Below are 20564 nucleotides of genomic sequence, written 5' to 3' on the forward strand. Positions count from 1 at the left end.
TAAATATAGTACTAAAATTATATGATCATATAACTTTAGTACTATATTATTAGCCATTACTTCCTAATTATTCCTTATTATCTACTATATCTCCTATTGTAACATCTTCTTTTTGTTCTTCTATTTGTTTTATCTGTTCTTCTTCTTCTTTAATTTCTTTCATACTTAAACTAATTTTCTTATCTTCGTAATTGATCTCAAGAATTTTAACCATAACTTCATCGCCCACATTTAAAACATCTGAAGGCTTGGCTATATGCTCTTGTGATATTTGAGATACATGAAGCAAACCATCAACTCCATCTTGTAGTCTTATGAAAGCTCCAAAATCAAGAAGATTTACAACTTTACCATTTAATATATCTCCTATGTCATTATTTTTTTTGAATAATTCCCATGGTTCTTCTATAGTTTGTTTTAATCCTAAAGATATTCTATTTTTTGCTTTATCAAGAGCTAAAACTACAACTTCTATCTTGTCCCCAGGATTAACTACTTCAGAAGGATGTTTTATTCTATTCCATGAAATATCTGATATATGGATTAAACCATCTACTCCTCCTAAGTCTACAAAAGCCCCAAAATCTGTTAATCTCTGTACTACTCCTTCTACAGTTATGCCTTCTTCTAGTTTATCCCATACAGCTTTTTTCTTTTCAGCTAATTCTATTTTTTCTATCTCTTTTCTTGATAAAACTATTCTTCTTTTTTCTTTATCAAAATCTAATATTTTAACCTTGAATTCTTCTCCTACTAATTTTTCTAAATCAGATATATAATTTGCAGAAGCATGAGATGCAGGTATAAAACCATTTAATCCTTTAACAATAGCTATTAATCCACCTTTAACTACTTTTTGAACTTTTGCATCTAAAACTTCTGTATTTTTATAACTTTCTTCAAGCTCATCCCAATTTTTCATTGCTTCTACTCTCTTTGATGAAAGCACTACATTGCCTTCACCATCATCCATTTTCATAACATATACCTTAATATCATCACCTTCTGAAAATAAATCTTTTGGATTTATATCAGGATCATTGGAAAGTTCATCACGAGTAATTATTCCATCTGATTTATAATTAATATTTACCATTACTTCGTCGTTGGTAACAAATATTACTTTTCCTTGAATTACTTCTCCTTTATGAATATTAGTAAATGAACTGTTTATTGCCTCCATCATTTCATCATTATTAAAATTATCCATTGTTTTAATAGCCTCCTTAATTATCCAGTCAGGCGTAGATGCACCTGCTGTTACTCCTATTGTATTAAATTTTTGTATGTCTTGTAAAGTCAAATCTTCAATAGTTTCTATATGAAATACATTTTTGCAATATATTTTACTTACTTCTACCAGCTTTTTAGTATTTGAGCTTTCATATCCTCCAATTACAATCATAACATCAACTACTTTAGATAATTCTTTAGCTGCATTTTGACGATTCTTTGTAGCATTGCAAATTGTATTAAATATCTCCACTGTTTTTGATTTTAACTTTAATTTTTCACTAAAATCATTAAACTTTTCTTCAGTATTAGTAGTTTGAGATACAATACATATTTTATCAAATTCCTTTAATTTTTGTATATCTTCAGCACTATTTATTATATATGCTTTGTTGTCACACCAGCCATTGATACCTTGTACCTCAGGATGTTCAGGATCACCTATAATTATTATAGCATAATCTTTATTATAGTAACTTTCTACCCTTTTATGTACTGATTTAACATAAGGACAAGTGGTATCTACCAATTCTAGATTGCTTTTTAATAAGTTATTTTGCCTATCCTTAGATATACCATGGGATCTAATTATGATTCTACCCTTTTTAAGTTTGCTTATATCATTTGATTTTAAAGGTTTTAAACCTCTATTTTCTAAATCTTTTACTAAATGAGGATTATGAATTAATGGTCCTAAAGAATAGAGTTCATATTTGGATTTATTTATCTCTTCTGTTGCTATTTCAACAGCTCTTTTTACACCAAAGCAAAATCCTGCGTGATTTGCAAGAATAATTTTCAATTTGATTCCTCCAAACTCTTTAAACTATAAATAGTAGATAATATAGTTCGGCTTACCTCTTCATATTCTTTAGAAGATAACTTTTTATTGTAGTAGTTTGACATATCTAAGGGTTTTCCAATATATATATCTACCTTTGAAAAGATTTTATAACTACTATCTATATACACTGGCAAAATAGTTGCCTTAGATTTAACAGCTAATAATCCAGTGCCTGACTTCACTTCATCTAAGTTTATTTTTTTTACTCTAGTACCTTCTGGAAAAATACCTAAAGTTTTTTCATCTTTTAAGATTCTCAAGGCTTTTTTTATTGCTGTTATATCTGCTTCACCTCTATTTACAGGGAAAGCACCTAATTTTTCAATAATCCATGAAAGAGCTTTATTATTAAATAATTCTTTCTTCGCCATCCAATAGACCTGTCTATTAATGGCCATAGAAATAAAAATTGGATCTAGATAATTTGAATGATTTGAGCAAACTATGGTTTTTCCTTCTATGGGTTGGTTTTTACTTCCATAAACTTTTACTCTAAAAAAAATTCTAAGTAAAAATAAAGCTATTAGTTTTGCAAACTTATAAAACAAGTCAACTACCTCCATTTATATATGATACTATAAAATCTACACTTTCACCTAGTGTTTTATAAGTAGTGTCTAATAATATAGAGTCTTTAGCTTTTTTTAGAGGTGAACTTTTTCTATTACTATCTATATCATCTCTTTTCATTATTTCTGCAATCAAGCTTTCAATACTTATCTTTTCTCCAGAAGATATAAGATCTTTGTATCTTCTGTTTGCTCTTTCTTCTACACTAGCTGTTATAAAAAATTTATATTCTGCATCTGGTAATACTACGGTGCCTATATCTCTACCATCCATAATTACACTTTTTTCTTTTGCCATTTCCTGTTGTTTTTTTACCAATTCTTTTCTTATTTCTTCTATTGCTGCTATATATGAAACATTTTTACTTACATCATTAAGTCTTATTTCTTTATCCACTATTTTATTATCTAGATAAATACTCCCGTTGGTAAAATTAATACTAGTATTTTTTAGTAGATTAATTACTGATTTCTCATCTTTAGGATCTATTTTTTCCTTTAACACTTTATATGTTAAGGATCTATACATAGCCCCTGTATCTATATATTCTATATCTAAAATCTGTGAAACTTTTTTAGATATAGTACTTTTGCCTGACCCTGCTGGGCCATCTATAGCAATAGCAAAAATTTTATTCATTTATATCCTCCTAATAAAACTACAACCATTAAATCTAGTTTTATATTTTATGTCTCTAGTCTCTTAATAATTATATATTAAAACAACTCAGTATACAAGTGTTAAAAGCTGCAATTTAGACATTTAGTCCAGCTAAATAGCCAGTAGAATATGCAATTTGCAAATTAAAACCTCCAGTAAGTGCATCCACATCTATTATCTCTCCAGCAAAAAATAAATTAGGTATAATTTTGGATTCCATAGTAGAAGGATTTATTTCCTTAGTAGATATCCCACCAGAAGTTACTATAGCTTCTTCAATAGGCCTAAATTTTTTAAATTTCATTGAAAATTTTTTAATATTATTTATCAATGTGTATCTTTCTTCCTTAGTTATTTGATTTACTATAGTTTCCTCTTTAATTTTTGACATAGATATAACTATAGGAATAATCTTTTGGGGCAATAGATCATTTAAGGCATTTTTAATTTGTTTATTACTATATTTCTCAAAGTCTCTTAAGATTCTCTTGTCTAAAGTTTCAAAATCTAATGCAGGTTTTAAGTCAATTTCAAAATCAAAGTTTAAGTCTTTATACCTACTTAAATAATTGCTAATTGATAAAACTATAGGTCCTGATATACCGAAATGAGTAAATATCATTTCGCCAAATTCTTCATGAAGTAGTTTTCCATCTTTAAAGGCTTTAAGATTTACATTTTTCAGAGAAAGTCCTTGTAAATTTTTTATCCATGAATTCTTTATTTCAATAGGAACTAAGGAAGGTTTAATTTGAGTTATAGTATGTCCCATTTTTTTAGCAAAAATATAACCATCACCTGTTGAGCCAGTAACAGGATATGATTTTCCTCCAGTTGCTAAAATTAACTTATCAAACTGATGAACATGTCCATTTATATTTACTAAAAATTTATTGCCACTATGCTTTACATCTTCAACTTTTGAATTTAATAATATATTTACATTTTTTTTAGATAGTATCTTTTCAAATGTTTTTATTACATCGCTAGATTTATCACTTTTGGGAAATACTCTGTTTCCCCTTTCAATTTTTATATTTAAACCATTTTCTCTTAGTAATCTCATTATATCTTCGTTTGTAAAAGAATATAGGCTACTATACAAAAAGTTTTTATTACTTACTATATATTCGAAAAAATCTTCTATTGGAATAGAATTGGTTATATTACATCTTCCTTTACCAGTTATAAATAGTTTTTTCCCTAATTTATTATTTTTTTCAATTAAATATACTTGATTATTTTCTGAAGAAGCTATTATAGCTGCTAATATTCCTCCAGGGCCTCCACCTATTATTCCGATTTTTTTTCTCATAAATTACCTCTTTTATTTTATTTATATCAATTATGATAATATTTGTTAAGATATCATTATCTAGAAATCTTCTTCTTTATAAATATTATATCTTTTCCATATTTCTTCTAGTTCTTGGAAATATGCATTCAATTCATTTCTCTTTTCTATTCCTAAAGATACTATTAAAGAATTTATTAAACTCATAGGAGCTACAAGAGAATCTACAAAGGATAACATTTCACTACTAGCAATCAAAGATACATCAGCTCTTTCAAATGCTGGAGATAAGAAGCTATCAGTTATTGCAATAATAGTTGCTCCTTTTTCTTTTACATAGTTTAAAACTTCTAATGTCCTCTTAGAATACCTTGGATATGTAATTATTATTATTACATCCTTGGAATTAACTTTTAAAAATTGTTCAAAGACATCATTAGGTCCTGAGCTTACTAATTTTATATTGTCAAATAAAAAATTAAGATAAAAACTTAAATATCCTGCTAAAAATGAAGAACTTCTAAGCCCTACAGTGTATATATTTTCAGCATTTAATATAAGATCAATAGCTTTTTGAAAAGCCTTAGTATCAATCTCATTTACAGTTTTTTTAATATTGTCTAAATCTTTTTCCATTATTTTTATCAAAGTATCTTCATTGGTATCATAATTATTATCTGCTAAGTCTAGCCTTTGTAGTGTAGTTAGTTTGTTTTTTATAAGTTCTTGAAGTTGGTTTTGGAGATCTCTATAGCCTTCATAACCTAGTTTAATTGAAAATCTTACAACTGTAGATTCACTTATATTTAAAGTTTCACCAAGTTTTGCAGCTGTCATAAATGCTGCTTTATCATAATCATTTATAATATAATTAGCGATTATCTTTTGACCCTTGCTCAATTTAGAATAATTTTGTTGAATAATTTTTATTAAATCAGGATACTTTTCCACTAAAACTACCTCCATTTTTTATTTTTTCAATTTTATATACTATAGCAGGATTGTTTCTTTGGTTTATAAATTCGTATTTAAGCACAGTAAACTGCTTTTGATTTAAATTACCAATTAAATCTTCAATGGCTATTTTTTCTTCTAGGCCCCCTGGGTGTCCAGTATATGATGTTATTATTAGTAATCCATTTTCATTTAGTGCTTCAAGGGACTTTTCTATACTACCAATACTAATATCCGCTAATGTTTTGATAGATTTATCTCCCCCAGGCAAATATCCTAAATTATATATAATAAAATCTAGGCCTTCATTTATATATTTGTCGATTTCTAGATGACTTTCTTTTATAAGTGTTACATTTTCAAATAACTTTTTATCTTGAAGTAAAGTTTCTGTGTTTTTTATTGCAATTTCTTGTATATCAAATCCATACACTTTTCCACCTTGTCCTACCTTTTCTGCTAGCAAAACTGTATCATTTCCATTTCCAACTGTAGCATCTAATACAGTATCTCCCTCAGCTACATATTCATTTATTAATTTTCTAGTAATAGCTATGGAATTTCCTTCTGATTTATATTGCATATTATCCCCCTTTTAAATTAGTTTAGCGAACTTAAATATGCTATCTCTTCTTCATTTAAGTATCTCCAATTCCCAACTTCTAATCCTCTTAGATCTATCTCACCTATAGATATCCTTTTTAATTTTTTTATCGGATGGTTTATGGCTTCACACATTTTTTTGATTTGTCTATTTCTTCCTTCTGTAATAGTTATTTCTAATATAGAATCTGTTTCATAATTTTTTACTATTTTTACACTTGCTTTTGCAGTCATTTTTCCATCTATTCTAATTCCATTTCTAAATCTTTCTAATTCTATTTTATTTGGAACCCCTTCTACTATGGCTATATACTTTTTAGGTATTCTATTTTTAGGATGGGTAATATTATAAGCAATTTCACCATCATTTGTTAAAAGAACTAATCCAGTAGTATCAATATCTAATCTACCTACTGGATATATTCTCTCTGTAATTTCTTCTATCAAATCTGTTACTACTGTTCTCCCTTTTTCATCTTTTGCAGAAGTTACTACTCCAACAGGTTTATTTAAAATTACATATATACTATTTTTTTCTAATTTAATCTTTTTACCTTTAACTTTTACTATATCTTTTTTAGGATCTATAATAGTACCTAATCTAGTTATAATCTTATTGTTTACAGTTACAAATCCTTGGGATATAAGCTCTTCAGATTTTCTTCTAGAAGCAACTCCACATTGGGCCATATATTTTTGTAAACGCATATCAAGTCCCCTTTCAAATTATGTTTAAAATTTTATGTTTTTATTAAATATCTTTTACTGTAAATTTGTATAATAATTTATTTAAAAATGATTTTTTTTCAACTGTATATTTTGCTACTAAATTATCTTCTTTAATCAATCTTCCATTTAAATAAGTTTCAATTTTGCCTAATCTATCTCCTTTTATTACAGGAAGAGATATATTACTATCCTTTGTTATTTTAATTTTAATGTTTTTTTGTTCTTCATTTGTTAAAGGATATATAAAATCATCTTTACTTACTAATATTATATCATCTTTTCCATCTTCATTATATATTTGTGCCATAAATTGCCCCTTATTATATATTAAAAATGGTTTATAGTTTTCAAATCCATAGTCAAATAATTTATAATTATCCTCATACCAGTTTGGTGCATTTAAACTTACAGCTATTAACCTCATATTACTTCTTTTTGCAGTTGATACTAAACATCTTCTTGCTCCATGAGTATAGCCAATTTTTACTCCATCTCCTCCTTGATAATCCCAAAGAGTTTTATTCTTATTTAAAAAATAATTTTCTCTATTTCTATCAGCTGTATAACTTTTTGTAGAAGATATATCTCTAAATATCTGATTTTTAAAAGCTTCTCTTGTTATTAAAGCTAAATCATATGCAGTAGTGTAATGTCCACTTTCATCTAGTCCATGAGGGTTGGAAAAACTTGTATCAAATGCACCTATATCTTTAGCCTTTTTATTCATCATCTGTACAAAAGTTTCTGACTCTCCTCCTATGTGTTTGGCTATTGCTACGGCAGAATCATTTCCTGAACGTAACATTAACCCATATAAGAGATCCTTTAGGCTCAATACTTCACCACTTCTTAAGTATATACTAGAACCCTCAACACCTTCACTCTCTGAGTCAATCTTCACCTTGTCTTCTAAATTGCCATTTTCTAATGCTACCAATGTAGTCATAATTTTTGTAGTACTAGCCATAGGAAGCTTTTGCCTAGAATCTTTCTCCATTAAAACTCTTCCAGATACTTCATCTATTAATATAAAACTTTTAGCACTTAAATTTAAATCTTCTGCATAGTTTTTGCTTGGGAATACTAATATTAATATAATTAGTATAAGATATTTTATCATGTTTTTCAATTTTAACACTCCTAATTTTTATATAAGTTTCCCTATTAGTTTCCCAAAAAATAAGGAAAATAATACTTTAGGTATTACTTTCCTCCTTTAATTTTTTCTCAAATTCTTCTAAATTAGGTAAATCTTTTAAACTTTCTAATCCAAATGAAATTAAAAATTCTTTTGTAGTACCATATATTATAGGTCTACCAGTTTTTTCTAATCTACCAACTTCTTTCACTAGTTTTTTTTCCATTAAAGTTAAAATAGACCTATCACATTTAACTCCTCTTATATTTTCTATCTCAGATTTTATAATCGGCTGCCTATAGGCAATTATAGACAAAGTTTCTAATGCTGCGGTAGATAGAGTTTTATTAGTAGAAGAATCTTTTAACTGACTTATCCAAGAAAAATGCTCTGGTCTAGTTCCAATTTGATAATAATTATCTGCTTTTACAATCCTTAGACCTCTTTTATTGTTGTCAAATTCATTTATCATCTCTTCTAATATATTTAAAGCTAAGTTTTCTTTAATATCTAATATCTTGGAAATATCCTTTATATTAAGTGGATCTCCCCAAGCGAAAAGTAAGCCTTCTATTATCGATTTTATTTCTATTTTGTCCATTTATAAATACTCCCCAGTTATTCATCATTATCTAATCTATTGATAAATAAATCAGTAAATGCTTCATCTTGTAATACATATATACTATTTTGTTTTATAAGTTCTAATACTGATAAAAAATATGCTATTATTTCATTTCTACTTGTGCTTTTTTTGAATAAATTACTAAATCTAATCTCTTTTTTATATTTTAATTTATCCAATATATCTTCTATACATTCTTTAATAGAATACTCTTCTCTTTTGATTAACTGCATATCCATAGTTGGTTCTATTATTCCTTTTCTATTCAAGACATTGTTCAAAGAACGAATCAATAGATTTAAATCATAAAAATCAAGTTCATTTTCTATATCTTCTTCAAAATAAAGATCTTCTTGAGGTTTATAAAAAGCTTGGGATTCTATGTTTTTATATTCCCTTAGTTCCTTTGCAGCCTCTTTGTATTTTTTATAGGTGAGTAACTTTAAAACTAATTCTTCCCTAGGATCACTTTCATTATCTTCTTCATCTAAATCTTGTTCTATGGGAAGAAGCATCTTAGACTTTATTTCTAATAGGGTAGCTGCCATTACTACAAACTCACTAGCTAATTCTAAATTTAGATCTTCCATCTTATACATATATGACATATACTGTTCAGTAATATCACTAATAGGTATATCATATATATCTATCTTTGCTTTATCTATTAATTTCAATAAAAGATCTAAGGGACCTTCAAAAATATCAAGTACAATTTTATAATCCATATCTAACTCCTATGTAAAAAATCTTAAAAATAAATTTAAAACAAAATATACTAATGGTCCTAAAATTTTATTTATTATTCCAGTAAATATTAAGATAATTAAAACAAAATAAAAGTATCTCTGATATTTATAGAAAAAATATTCTAATTTTCTTGGAAGTAAGCTTGCAAATATTTTCGAACCATCTAGAGGTGGAAATGGTAAGAGATTAAATACTCCTAGCATTACATTATACCAAAGAGTTATCCTTAAAATTTCAAAGATAATTTGATTTCTTATAATATTTAAGCTCAGCAAAAAAATTACTATTAATGCTATTATAAAATTAGATATGGGACCTGCCAAAGAAACTAATATAGTGTCTCTTCTTCTGGACTTGAATTTTGTAGGATTTATAGGTACAGGCTTGGCCCATCCAAATTTAAAAACAAGCATTGCCATAACTCCTATAGGATCCAAATGTTTGAGTGGATTTAAACTAAGTCTTCCTGAAGACTTGGCTGTATCGTCACCTAGCAAATAAGCTATAAATCCATGGGCCAATTCATGAAATATTATAGCAATAAGTAGTCCTGGTATATTTAATAAAATTTCCATATAAGTCCTTCTTTCTGTGCCATATATATACATTATATAACCTCGACTATATCTTGTCGAGGTTATATAATGTATTTTAAGGATTTATTAAAAAAGTCTTAAAAGTTTTATTAAAAGCATCTAAAAATCCTGCTTTTTCAATTGATTCTTCAGCAACTAAATCTACTCTTTCAACTTCCTTATCATTAACTTCTATAACTAGTTCTCCTATTTTGGAATGTTTAGAAATAGGTGCAGTAAGACTTTCTGGTATAATTATATTCTTATTTATACTTTCTTTAGTAGTACCTTTTGGAAGCAATATATTAACATCATCTTTTAATATTATATTTAAAAAGTCTTTTTTACCCTTTTCTACTAAAATAGTTCCTAATATATCACTTTTTTCTCCTATAGCTAAGGAATCATAATTAGAAAATCCATAATCTAATAATCTTTTAACATCTTCAAATCTCTTTTTAGAACTTTCACTACCTAACAATACAGCTATAAGCTCCAAGTCTCCTCTTTTAGCAGAAGCAGATATGCAATGTTTTGCCTCTCCAGTGTATCCAGTTTTAATACCATTTGCTCCGCTATAATCTTTTATAAGTTGGTTAGTATTTACCATAGTTTGGATACTAGTTTTGGTTTTGCCAACTTGAATATCTTCCATATATGTGTTTAGATATTCTTTTATCTTTTCATGTTTCATTATTTCTTTTGACATCAATGCAATATCAAAAGCTGTAGTATAGTGCTCTTTATCTGGAAGACCACTTGCATTTTTAAAATTTGTATTTTCCATCCCTAACTCTTTTGCTCTTTTGTTCATATGTTCTACAAAAGTACTTTCTGAGCCTGAAATATATTCTGCTAAGGCTACAGCTGCATCATTTGCTGACCTTATGGCAATTGCTTTAATTAAATTCTCTACACTTTGAATTTCTCCAGAGTCTAGATATACTGTAGTTCCTATCATATTCGATGCATGTTCACTAATTCTAACTTCATCATTCAGGCTTATTTCAGAGCTATTTAGCTTCTCCATTGCTATTAAAAGAGTCATGATTTTAGTAATACTTGCTGGGGGCAATTTTTCATGTTCATCAAAACTATAAATCACTTCCCCAGTACTACTATCCATAAGCAAGGCAGATTTAGCTTCTATATCTATTTGTCCATGAATTATTGTGGGACTGAAAATTAATGAAACAATGAGGATAGTGGATAATATTTTTCTTTTCAACATAATACCTCCTATACTATATTTACTTTTATAATATCCAATTTAATCCTCAATAATACCTTTTAACATATACATATATTGTCATTTATAAAGTATTTATTTTACTTAATATAAGTTTTTGCTTAGATGGATTTTTTTCACCTATTTTATAAATATCTAAAATCTTGTCTTTAACTTTTTCTCCATTTTCCAAATCATCTGTATGAATATAGGCTAAAATATCTCCCTGAGATACACTATCATCTATTTTTTTATTTAATATAATCCCTGCACCTAGATTTATTTTACTATCTATAGTCTCTCTACCTGCACCTAATATCAAAGCGCATTTCCCTATTTCTTCTGCATCTATTTCTTTTATATAACCTGTTTTTTTACTTTTTACTTCTAGAACAAATTTAGACTTTGGCAATAAATCAAGATTATTAACTATTTCCATATCTCCATGCTGATTTCTTATCATTTCTTTAAATTTCTCAATTGCCTTTCCTGAATCTATAGTCTCTTTTAACAATGCTCTTCCTTGTTCTATTTTATCAACTCTTTTTGCAAATACTAGCAATTCAGACCCTAATACAAGACATAACTCCAATAAATCATCTGGACCATTTCCCTCCAAAGTTTGAATTGCTTCTTTTACCTCCAAAGCATTGCCAATGGCTTTTCCTAATGGCTGTTCCATATTTGTAATTATGGCCATAGTTTTTCTTCCATAATTATTTCCTATTTTTACCATCTCCAAAGCTAAATTTTCAGCTTCTTTAATAGTCTTCATAAAAGCTCCTTTTCCAACTTTTACATCTAAAACTATGCCATCTGATTCAATTGCAAGTTTTTTGCTCATGATACTACTTGCAATAAGTGAAAGATTATCTACTGTAGCAGTTACATCTCTTAAAGAGTATAATTTTTTATCTGCAGGAGTTATGTTTGCAGTCTGGCTATTTATGGCAATATTTATTTTATTGGCATTATCTATAAATTCATCATCAGATAGATCAACTTTAAAATCTTTTATAGACTCTAATTTGTCCAAAGTACCTCCAGTATGTCCTAATCCTCTCCCAGACATTTTTACAAAGGGCACTCCACAAGCAGCTATCATAGGCCCTAGAACTAATGTGGTGGTATCTCCTACTCCTCCAGTAGAATGCTTATCTACCTTTATGCCATTTATATTAGAAAGATCAACCCTATCACCAGAATTAATTATAGCCCTAGTTAAATCAAGAGTTTCTCTATCATTCATACTATTTAAATAAATAGCCATTAAAAGAGCAGATACTTGATAATCTGGAATATTAAATTTTGTATATTCTTCTATAAAGTAATCTATCTCTTCTTTGCTTAAACTATATCCATCACGTTTTTTTTCTATGATATCATACATTCTCATATACTATCATCCTCTATATATTCTTTAAAGTTTCTATAACTAGATTTTTAAAACTCTTCTTAACTTTTAAAGAAGTTTCTACTACATCTGCATGACTTAGAGGCTTATCCATTATTCCGGCAGCCATATTTGTTATGCAAGATATTCCTAAAACCTTAATCCCTTCATGATTTGCTACTATTACTTCAGGCACTGTAGACATCCCAACTGCATCTGCACCTAAAGCACTTGCTAATTTAACTTCTGCTGGAGTTTCATAAGTTGGTCCAGTAAACCACATATAGACTCCTTCATGTAATTCCAGATTTATCTTTTTAGCTGCATCTTTTAGGATTTTTATTAAATCTTTATCGTATGCATAAGTCATATCTAGAAATCTAGGACCCTTAGAGTTTAAATTTTCTCCAATTAGAGGATTTGTTCCCGTAAAATTAATATGATCCTTTATTATCATTAAATCTCCAGGATTAAAGTCTTTATTAGATCCACCTGCTGCATTTGTTACTATTAAAGTGTCTATTTCTAATCCAGCCATTACTCTTATAGGAAAAGTAATATCTTTTAAAGAATATCCTTCATAAAAATGAAATCTCCCTTGCATAGCAATAACTTCTTTATTTCCTAATTTACCTATTACAATTTGACCTTTATGCCCTTCTACAGTTGATACAGGAAAGTTGGGAATAGATTCATATGGTATTTTTATAGGATTTTCTATAGATTCAGCCAAATCACCAAGTCCTGATCCTAATACCAAGCCTATCTGAGGCTTGGTCTCGATTTTCTCTTTTATATAATTAACACTTTGATTTATTTTGTCTAAATAACTCATTCTTACCTCCTAAGTTTATATATTTATACTAAGTCTATCATGTTTCTTACGCTATTTAAAATATGAGGTGAAAAAAAACCCTCTATTAATGTTCCAATAAATACAATTAGAATAAAAAATAAAGATATATTTGCAATATCATTAATATTATTAAAAATATTTTTATTTGCCGATTTTAATACTCTAAGTGACAAAGTAAAGGATATTACACCTATACCTATAAGTCCTGGAATAATAAATATATTTTGAGGATATATTCCAAATAAAGATGCCATCCATCCTTTAAATCCAAAACTATCTACTAATATTGCAACACTTAAACCTAAACTTATTCCCTTTAAGCAAATTATAATAGGTACTAATATAATTCCAAAGCTAATAAAAGATATAAATATAAATATTATTATTAAAAATAGATTGTTTAGAATAGATGTTTTAAAGACATTTTCAATAGTATATATATTTTTAAAATATGGATTAGATATTTTAAATATAGTTTTAATCAAATCATAATCCATCTTTTTTACAATTATTGAACCAGATATAATTCCAATGAAAAAAGCCGAAAATAAGATGAAATAAACTATAAAATTACTTTGAAAATGTCTTTTTAGTTTTCTTGTTGTATTTACAATAAATAACATAATATCCTCCTTTGTATACAAGCCTCTTTAACCATATTATGCTAAAAAGGAGGATATTATAACTATATTTTATTATTTAAAATATCTTTTGCAACATATGCAGCAATAATAGTTTTACTATCTAAAATTTCTCCTCTATTAATTTTTTTTATTAATTGGTCTATACTAACAGAAGTATTTTCTAAAAACTCTCCTTCTTCTGGTTTATTATCTACTTTTTTTAAATCCTCGGCTAAAAACAGATAAATTTTTTCATTACAATATCCAGGAGAAGTATAAAACTCCATTATATAAGTTAATTTAGAAGATTTAAATCCTGTTTCTTCTTTTAGTTCTCTAATGGCTGTTTCTCTTGGCTCTTCATTTATTTCTAATTTTCCAGCTGGAATTTCTAAAGAAAAATCTTCCAATGCTTTCCTATATTGATTGACTAATAATATTGAACCTTTTTCATCTATAGCAAGAATACCTACTCCTCCCGGATGTTCTATAATCTCTCTTTTAGAATATTTCTTATCTGGAAGTTCTACTGTATCAATTCTTAAGTTTAAAATTTTCCCATCATATATTTTATCTGATTTCATAGTTTTTTCTTCAAATACCAAAGATATCACCTCCTCAAAGTAAAATAGAAAATTCTTATTATGTAGTATTATCAACATTATAACATATATTCTTAAATAGAAAAACATCCTTCCTATGAAAGATGTTTAAACTATAGAATATGTTATGATATATCTTTATTTATTTCCTCATTTTCCAATCTTAATTTATCAGCAATTAGAGCAATAAATTCACTATTAGTGGGCTTTCCCTTATGATTATTAACTGTATAACCAAATATTCTATCGATTGTATCGATTTTTCCTCTATTCCAAGCTACTTCTATTGCATGTCTTATAGCTCTCTCAACTCTACTTGCAGTTGTATTAAATTTTTCTGCAACTCCAGGATATAACTCCTTAGTAACTGCACCTAAATAATCCATATCTTCAACTACCATATTGATAGCTTCTCTTAAATACAAATATCCTTTAATATGGGCTGGAACTCCTATTTCTTGAATTATTTTTGTTATCTTTGTCTCTATATCTTTCTCTTTATTTTTATCTGAGTAACTATTACTATAATCTTCTCTTATAATTCCTCTTTCTACATTGTTTATATTTTCAATTTGTTTTAACCTTTCTATTAAGACATTAAAATCAAAAGGCTTAATCATATAGTAGTATGCTCCTAATTCTATAGCTCTCTGGGTTATTCTATCTTGACCTACAGCCGACAAAACTATTACTTTAGGAAAATAATCAGTATACTTATTTCTTAATTTTTCTAAAACTCCTAGTCCATCTAAATGTGGCATAATGACATCTAATATTAAAATATCTGGCCTTTTTTCCTCGACTAATTCTATAGCCTCTATTCCATCTCTAGCTTTTCCTACGACTTCAAACTCTGCTTCACTTATAAATTTTGAGAGTAAGTGACAAAACTCCCTATTATCATCTGCTATAACAACTTTAACTTTATCCATGATCATCCCCCTTTTAATAATTTATGTGTGTGTATTAAATATTATTCGACATTAATACAGAAATTCCTTTTTTTCCAGAATATTTTTTATTTAATTATCTTAAGAGTAGCTAACGCTACTCTTAAGATAATTAAAATCTGTTTGATTGCTCTAACATCCATTCTATATACAATCCATATCCTTTAGTAGGATCATTTACAAATACATGAGTTACAGCTCCTATAATCCTATTATTTTGAATTATAGGACTACCACTCATACCTTGAACTATTCCACCAGTTTTTTTTAATAACTTTGGATCTGTTACTTTTATCACCATACTCTTTTCATCAGCTTTATTTTGAGAATTTATCTTACTTATCTCAATTTCAAATTCTTCTATTTCATTACTATCTAATGTGGTTAGAATATGAGCTTTGCCTTCTTCTACTTCTTCTTTAAATGCAATAGGAATAGTTCTATTTTTGTTTTTTAAAATGAGGTCATCTTCTATTTTACCATATATTCCAAATTCATTGTTTAATTTTATTTTTCCTAATACTTCATCTGATTTATAAAAGACTCCCTTTATCTCACCAGGAGTTCCTCTCTTTCCTAATTCTATATCAGAAACTTTGGCATCAATAACTAATCCATCTTCTACAGATAATAAACTCTGAGTATCTACATCTATTATCCCATGGCCTAAGGCTCCAAACCCATTATTATTTTCATCTAAATATGTTAAAGTCCCTATTCCCGTTGTTTTATCTCTTACCCAAATTCCAAGTCTATAAGAATTGTCTTGTAAACATTTTACAGGAATCGCAGTAGTTTCAAATTCATTTTTATTTCTTAAAATTGTTAATTTAACTTCTTCATTTTTTATATCATTTAATATTTTTACAACTTCTTCTGCACTTTTTATTTTTATATCATTTATTTTTACTATACTATCTCCAATTTTAAGTCCAGCTTTTTTAGCAGGACTTACTCTATTACCATTTATATCAATTACATCCGTTATAGCTACTACAAGAACGCCTTTGGTGTTTAATCTTACTCCTATGGTGTTTCCTCCTGGTATTAATTCAGGTCTACTTACAACATTAACATCATAGTTCTTAATTGTAAACATACCTAACAGTTTTAATTCTAAATTAGTTCTTCCAGGAGATACTCCATTTAAATTATATTGTTTTTTTAATCCATTAGATCCTTCATTAAATATGGTTTTAACTACATCAGTTCTATCATCTTTTTCCAAGTAAAATGGAAAACTAATACTAATTTTTTTATTTTCACCTTTAATTATTTTTAAATTAGAAGAATGAAATAAAACTTTATTACATATTGCAGTATATATTATTAAGATTGAAATTAAAAAAAGAATTGTTTTTTTATTAAATATTGTTTTTCTCAATAAATCATCCTCCTCTTTTTTTATAATTCACCTCCTTAAATAATTATTTTCATATTATAATTTGACCTTTTTAATGGCTATTTATTCTGATAAAAATATAATAGAAATGTAATATAAATAAGTTTTTCCCAAAAAAATACTAAGTTCTGAAATTAATTTCAAAACTTAGTATTTTTTGATTTTTTATTTTTAAAAATTTAACATTTCTTTTGCTAAATTTAATGTAGTATCTGTTATTTTAACGCCTCCAAGTAGTCTTGATAGCTCTTGTATTCTCTCTTTATGAGAAAGCTTCGTAATACTTGTAATAGTTTTCTCATTTTTTACATCTTTAGAAATTAAATAATGACTATCAGCTAATGCAACAATTTGAGGAAGATGGGATATGGAAATAACTTGATGATTTTTTGATATTTTTTTAATTTTTTCTCCCACTATTTGTGCAGTTATTCCACTTATTCCAGTATCTATTTCATCAAATATTAAAGTTGGTATATTATCATATTCAGCTAATATACTTTTAAAAGCTAACATGATTCTGGACATTTCTCCACCTGATACTATCTTTGATAGAGGCTTTAAATCCTCATCTAAATTAGTAGAAATCATAAATTCTATTAAATCTATACCATTACTAGTGAATACTGAGTTTTCATTAAAAGCTACTTTGAATGTTATATTTTTCATGTTTAACTCACTTAATTCATTTGCAATTTTTTCTTCCAATACTGCAGCTATATCTTTTCTATTTTTGCTAATCTCTTTTGAATTTTTCATTAATTCACTTTTTATTTTTTCAACTTTTTGAGTCTGGATATTTATATATTCTTCATGATTTAAAAGTTTTTCTAATTCCTCTTCTATATTATCCCTAAACTCTAAAATTTTTTCTATATTATTGCCATACTTAGTTTTCAATTTATTTATTAAATTTAATCTATCTTCTATATAAACTAAATTGTTCTCATGAACTTCCATATTATCTATATAGTTTATAAATTCATGATTAAGATCTTCTAGTTCATAATTGATTTCATTTAACCTTTCTAAATATCCACTTAAGTTATTGTCAAAATATACTAAATTATTTAGTGTTGATATATCACTATTTATTAGGTCTAAAATAGAACTATTTTCAAAATTAGATGTTTTAAAAGATTCAATAATTTTACCTATTCCGATCCTTATTTCTTGTGTGTTTTTAAGTTTATTATATGTATTTTCTAACTCTATATCATCTTCTCTTGTCAATTTTGCTTCATCTATTTCTTTTATTTGAAATTTGTATAAATCTATTTGCCTTTCTCTTTCTTGGGAATTAAGATTCATATCTTCTAACACTTTTTTTTCAAGTACATAATCCTCATATAAATACTTAACATTAGATTTTAAGATTTTGAATTCTTCATCTCCAAGGGAATCTATCAAAATTCTATGATTTTGTATATTGAGCAGAGATTGTTGCTCTTGTTGAGCAAATATATCTACTAATTTAGATGATATTTTATTTAGTATAGAAAGGGTTATTGTCTGTCCATTTATTCTTGAAATACTAGGAGATTTAAGTGATATTTCTCTTGTAATTATTACTAGATTATCACTATCTATTGTAATTCCAAATTCATTTAATATATTTTTAATATGTTTTACTTCCTTAAAGGAAAATGTGGCTTGAAGTATTGCTTTTTCTTTGCCAGTTTTTATTAAATCTTTTGTTCCTCTTCCTCCTAAAATAATACCAAGAGCCTCTATTATAATAGACTTTCCTGATCCAGTTTCTCCTGTTAATAGATTTAGCCCCTCAGTAAATTCAACTCTTAAATCTTCTATTATGGCAAAATTTTTAATGTTCAATTCTAAAAGCATATAAACCTCCAAAATCTATTAATTAATTAAGTCATCATGCGCTTTATTTACAATCATCTCTACAATCTCCTTTTTAATCAGAGATTGATTGTCTTTTTTTAAATGTATTAAAAATTCAATATTTCCTTTGGTCCCTGTAACAGGAGAAAAGGATATGCCCATTATTCCAAATCCAATATCTTCGGAAAAATCCACTATAGATTCTAAAACTTCTTTGTGAATTTTTTTATCTCTTATAATTCCCTTTTTGCCCACTTTTTGTCTCCCTGCTTCAAATTGAGGTTTAACTAGAGCTACTAATTCTCCCCCATCTTTGAGTAAGTCTTTAGCAACTGGTAAAACTAATCTTAAGGAAATAAATGAAACATCTATGGATATAAATTCAATTTTATCTTCTATATCTTCTGGCTTCACATACCTTATATTAGTTCTCTCCATCACGACTACTCTTTTATCATTTCTCAATTTCCAATCAAGTTGTCCATATCCTACATCTACTGAATAAACTTTTATTGCTCCATTTTGCAGCATACAGTCTGTAAATCCACCTGTAGAGGCACCTATATCCATAGATACTTTACTTTTTAAATCTACATTAAATTCTTCTATAGCTTTTTCAAGTTTTAACCCACCTCTACTTGCATAGCTTATTGGGTTATCTTTTATATAGACTTCAGATTCCTCATCAATTTTCTCTCCTGCTTTATCTATTCTAACAGTTCCTATATAAACAGAGCCCTCCATGATGACTCTTTTCGCCTTCTCTCTAGACTCTACTAGTCCTTTTTCAAACAAGACAATATCTGCTCTTTTTTTGGCCATTAAATCTCTCCTATTTTTTATTTTTATTTTTAGTTTTCTTATTATTTGGAAATAGTTGCAATCCAAATTTATTTTCAAAAAAATTTAATATCTTTGCAATTTGGTAAACTATACTTTCATCATATATTTGAGCTAAAGATTTACCAAAGGCTTTTCCTCCTACAGTTAATGATGCAATAAGAGCTGTAGAAAGTATAGTTAAAATAGTAGAATTTTTCATATCATATGTATTCACTAATTTATATATAAGTCCACTTCCTACAGCTCCTGATATAATTCCACTAATATCTCCAACTACATCATTGCAAAAGTTAGATACCATTGGAGAGTTTCTAACTAATTTAATTGCAAGTTTTGCCTCATCTATTTTTCTTGAAGCCATTGAGTGAAAAGATTTTTCTTCAGCTCTTGTAACTGCTATTCCTATTGTATCAAATATTATGCCTAATATAATTATAAAAAGTAAAACTAAAAAAGATAGGATAATACTCAAGTTTTTAACAGAGTTTTCAGCCATAATGCTTATTATTACAGCTAATATGAAAGTCCAGATAGATATAAGTAGTACCCATTTAATATTATATTTTTCAAAAAAGTTAATATCTTGTTTTTTCTTCATTTGTAAAATTTCCTCCAGATAGTTAAAAAGCTGATAGCAACTAGCTATCAGCAACATGTGGTGATAATTTAAGTAAATTTTACGGCTTTAGGTCCAGCAGGATTTCCCTAATAAAAACTGTATGTCACCAAAACAGCGGTTTCCCTTTAATTTTATTACAATTTTGTCGCCAAAAATAGAACTGGATTGCCACTTAGTCCGCACTTTAATCCAAAAATTATCTCTTATGAACAGTCTAGGAGTTTT

The 20564-nt window shown here is 27.4% G+C and carries 21 protein-coding genes; all 21 read right to left on the minus strand.

What is annotated here, in order from left to right:
* Positions 1–67 precede the first annotated feature (67 nt).
* The 21 genes from AC4PG3_RS07450 to AC4PG3_RS07550 all read right to left on the minus strand — a co-directional run bounded on the left by AC4PG3_RS07450 (position 68) and on the right by AC4PG3_RS07550 (position 20318).
* Complete coding sequence (locus tag AC4PG3_RS07450) at positions 68–2035, minus strand: bifunctional 4-hydroxy-3-methylbut-2-enyl diphosphate reductase/30S ribosomal protein S1 (RefSeq protein WP_492196034.1); 1968 nt, start codon at positions 2033–2035, stop codon at positions 68–70.
* Positions 2032–2625 carry a lysophospholipid acyltransferase family protein gene (locus tag AC4PG3_RS07455; protein ID WP_492196035.1) on the minus strand — a complete coding sequence of 198 codons (594 nt, stop codon included), beginning with the start codon at positions 2623–2625 and terminating at the stop codon, positions 2032–2034. Before AC4PG3_RS07455 ends, AC4PG3_RS07450 begins: the two co-directional genes overlap by 4 nt.
* A 1-nt stretch (position 2626) precedes the next feature.
* A complete protein-coding gene (cmk, locus tag AC4PG3_RS07460) occupies positions 2627–3286 on the minus strand; it encodes a (d)CMP kinase (RefSeq protein WP_492196036.1) in 660 nt (219 codons plus the stop codon).
* Positions 3287–3401: 115 nt separating this feature from the next.
* Positions 3402–4622, minus strand: coding sequence for a BaiN/RdsA family NAD(P)/FAD-dependent oxidoreductase (locus AC4PG3_RS07465; RefSeq protein ID WP_492196037.1), 1221 nt, complete (start codon positions 4620–4622; stop codon positions 3402–3404).
* 60 nt (positions 4623–4682) lie between these two features.
* A complete protein-coding gene (locus AC4PG3_RS07470) occupies positions 4683–5552 on the minus strand; it encodes a MurR/RpiR family transcriptional regulator (RefSeq protein ID WP_492196038.1) in 870 nt (289 codons plus the stop codon).
* Complete coding sequence (mnmM, locus tag AC4PG3_RS07475; protein WP_492196039.1) at positions 5536–6138, minus strand: tRNA 5-(aminomethyl)-2-thiouridylate-methyltransferase MnmM; 603 nt, start codon at positions 6136–6138, stop codon at positions 5536–5538. Before mnmM ends, AC4PG3_RS07470 begins: the two co-directional genes overlap by 17 nt.
* A gap of 17 nt (positions 6139–6155) precedes the next feature.
* Complete coding sequence (locus AC4PG3_RS07480) at positions 6156–6866, minus strand: pseudouridine synthase (protein ID WP_492196040.1); 711 nt, start codon at positions 6864–6866, stop codon at positions 6156–6158.
* Positions 6867–6909: 43 nt separating this feature from the next.
* Positions 6910–8007 carry a D-alanyl-D-alanine carboxypeptidase family protein gene (locus tag AC4PG3_RS07485; RefSeq protein WP_492198212.1) on the minus strand — a complete coding sequence of 366 codons (1098 nt, stop codon included), beginning with the start codon at positions 8005–8007 and terminating at the stop codon, positions 6910–6912.
* Between the two features lie 76 nt (positions 8008–8083).
* On the minus strand, positions 8084–8626 hold the full coding sequence (scpB, locus tag AC4PG3_RS07490; protein WP_492196041.1) for an SMC-Scp complex subunit ScpB: 543 nt from the start codon (positions 8624–8626) through the stop codon (positions 8084–8086).
* A 17-nt stretch (positions 8627–8643) separates the two neighbouring features.
* Positions 8644–9378 carry a segregation and condensation protein A gene (locus AC4PG3_RS07495; protein ID WP_492196042.1) on the minus strand — a complete coding sequence of 245 codons (735 nt, stop codon included), beginning with the start codon at positions 9376–9378 and terminating at the stop codon, positions 8644–8646.
* 9 nt (positions 9379–9387) lie between these two features.
* On the minus strand, positions 9388–9975 hold the full coding sequence (locus AC4PG3_RS07500) for a site-2 protease family protein (RefSeq protein ID WP_492196043.1): 588 nt from the start codon (positions 9973–9975) through the stop codon (positions 9388–9390).
* Between the two features lie 76 nt (positions 9976–10051).
* Positions 10052–11206 (minus strand): D-alanyl-D-alanine carboxypeptidase family protein, encoded by a 1155-nt coding sequence (locus tag AC4PG3_RS07505; RefSeq protein WP_492196044.1) that lies wholly within the window; start codon positions 11204–11206, stop codon positions 10052–10054.
* Positions 11207–11288: 82 nt separating this feature from the next.
* The gene (locus AC4PG3_RS07510; protein WP_492196045.1) at positions 11289–12599 is read right to left on the minus strand and encodes a pyrimidine-nucleoside phosphorylase; all 1311 of its coding nucleotides are present in this window, start codon (positions 12597–12599) and stop codon (positions 11289–11291) included.
* Positions 12600–12612: 13 nt separating this feature from the next.
* Positions 12613–13431, minus strand: a complete 819-nt coding sequence (locus tag AC4PG3_RS07515) for a purine-nucleoside phosphorylase (protein WP_492196046.1) — start codon at positions 13429–13431, stop codon at positions 12613–12615.
* A 23-nt stretch (positions 13432–13454) separates the two neighbouring features.
* Positions 13455–14075: a stage II sporulation protein M gene (locus AC4PG3_RS07520; RefSeq protein ID WP_492196047.1), complete on the minus strand. Its 621-nt coding sequence runs from the start codon at positions 14073–14075 to the stop codon at positions 13455–13457.
* A gap of 62 nt (positions 14076–14137) precedes the next feature.
* Positions 14138–14680, minus strand: coding sequence for an NUDIX hydrolase (locus tag AC4PG3_RS07525; protein ID WP_492196048.1), 543 nt, complete (start codon positions 14678–14680; stop codon positions 14138–14140).
* A gap of 122 nt (positions 14681–14802) precedes the next feature.
* Positions 14803–15609, minus strand: coding sequence for a sporulation transcription factor Spo0A (gene spo0A, locus AC4PG3_RS07530; protein ID WP_492196049.1), 807 nt, complete (start codon positions 15607–15609; stop codon positions 14803–14805).
* A gap of 130 nt (positions 15610–15739) precedes the next feature.
* A complete protein-coding gene (gene spoIVB, locus AC4PG3_RS07535; RefSeq protein WP_492196050.1) occupies positions 15740–17011 on the minus strand; it encodes a SpoIVB peptidase in 1272 nt (423 codons plus the stop codon).
* Positions 17012–17200: 189 nt separating this feature from the next.
* On the minus strand, positions 17201–18877 hold the full coding sequence (gene recN / locus AC4PG3_RS07540) for a DNA repair protein RecN (protein ID WP_492196051.1): 1677 nt from the start codon (positions 18875–18877) through the stop codon (positions 17201–17203).
* Positions 18878–18895: 18 nt separating this feature from the next.
* Entirely contained in the window at positions 18896–19699 is an 804-nt protein-coding gene (locus tag AC4PG3_RS07545) for a TlyA family RNA methyltransferase (protein ID WP_492196052.1), read from the minus strand.
* A 10-nt stretch (positions 19700–19709) separates the two neighbouring features.
* Positions 19710–20318 carry a hypothetical protein gene (locus AC4PG3_RS07550; RefSeq protein ID WP_492196053.1) on the minus strand — a complete coding sequence of 203 codons (609 nt, stop codon included), beginning with the start codon at positions 20316–20318 and terminating at the stop codon, positions 19710–19712.
* Positions 20319–20564 lie beyond the last annotated feature (246 nt).

The organism is Tissierella sp. QWL-11 (genome assembly GCF_058683765.1).

What these genes read in the sequence shown, in the direction of transcription:
- spo0A (WP_492196049.1), bottom strand. Translation starts at nt 15,609, where the DNA reads ATGGATAAAGTTAAAGTTGTTATAGCAGATGATAATAGGGAGTTTTGT.
- AC4PG3_RS07505 (WP_492196044.1), bottom strand. Translation starts at nt 11,206, where the DNA reads ATGTTGAAAAGAAAAATATTATCCACTATCCTCATTGTTTCATTAATT.
- AC4PG3_RS07520 (WP_492196047.1), bottom strand. Translation starts at nt 14,075, where the DNA reads ATGTTATTTATTGTAAATACAACAAGAAAACTAAAAAGACATTTTCAA.
- AC4PG3_RS07515 (WP_492196046.1), bottom strand. Translation starts at nt 13,431, where the DNA reads ATGAGTTATTTAGACAAAATAAATCAAAGTGTTAATTATATAAAAGAG.
- AC4PG3_RS07485 (WP_492198212.1), bottom strand. Translation starts at nt 8,007, where the DNA reads ATGATAAAATATCTTATACTAATTATATTAATATTAGTATTCCCAAGC.
- recN (WP_492196051.1), bottom strand. Translation starts at nt 18,877, where the DNA reads ATGCTTTTAGAATTGAACATTAAAAATTTTGCCATAATAGAAGATTTA.
- AC4PG3_RS07545 (WP_492196052.1), bottom strand. Translation starts at nt 19,699, where the DNA reads ATGGCCAAAAAAAGAGCAGATATTGTCTTGTTTGAAAAAGGACTAGTA.
- AC4PG3_RS07495 (WP_492196042.1), bottom strand. Translation starts at nt 9,378, where the DNA reads ATGGATTATAAAATTGTACTTGATATTTTTGAAGGTCCCTTAGATCTT.
- AC4PG3_RS07480 (WP_492196040.1), bottom strand. Translation starts at nt 6,866, where the DNA reads ATGCGTTTACAAAAATATATGGCCCAATGTGGAGTTGCTTCTAGAAGA.
- AC4PG3_RS07510 (WP_492196045.1), bottom strand. Translation starts at nt 12,599, where the DNA reads ATGAGAATGTATGATATCATAGAAAAAAAACGTGATGGATATAGTTTA.
- cmk (WP_492196036.1), bottom strand. Translation starts at nt 3,286, where the DNA reads ATGAATAAAATTTTTGCTATTGCTATAGATGGCCCAGCAGGGTCAGGC.
- mnmM (WP_492196039.1), bottom strand. Translation starts at nt 6,138, where the DNA reads ATGCAATATAAATCAGAAGGAAATTCCATAGCTATTACTAGAAAATTA.
- AC4PG3_RS07550 (WP_492196053.1), bottom strand. Translation starts at nt 20,318, where the DNA reads ATGAAGAAAAAACAAGATATTAACTTTTTTGAAAAATATAATATTAAA.
- scpB (WP_492196041.1), bottom strand. Translation starts at nt 8,626, where the DNA reads ATGGACAAAATAGAAATAAAATCGATAATAGAAGGCTTACTTTTCGCT.
- AC4PG3_RS07500 (WP_492196043.1), bottom strand. Translation starts at nt 9,975, where the DNA reads ATGGAAATTTTATTAAATATACCAGGACTACTTATTGCTATAATATTT.
- AC4PG3_RS07465 (WP_492196037.1), bottom strand. Translation starts at nt 4,622, where the DNA reads ATGAGAAAAAAAATCGGAATAATAGGTGGAGGCCCTGGAGGAATATTA.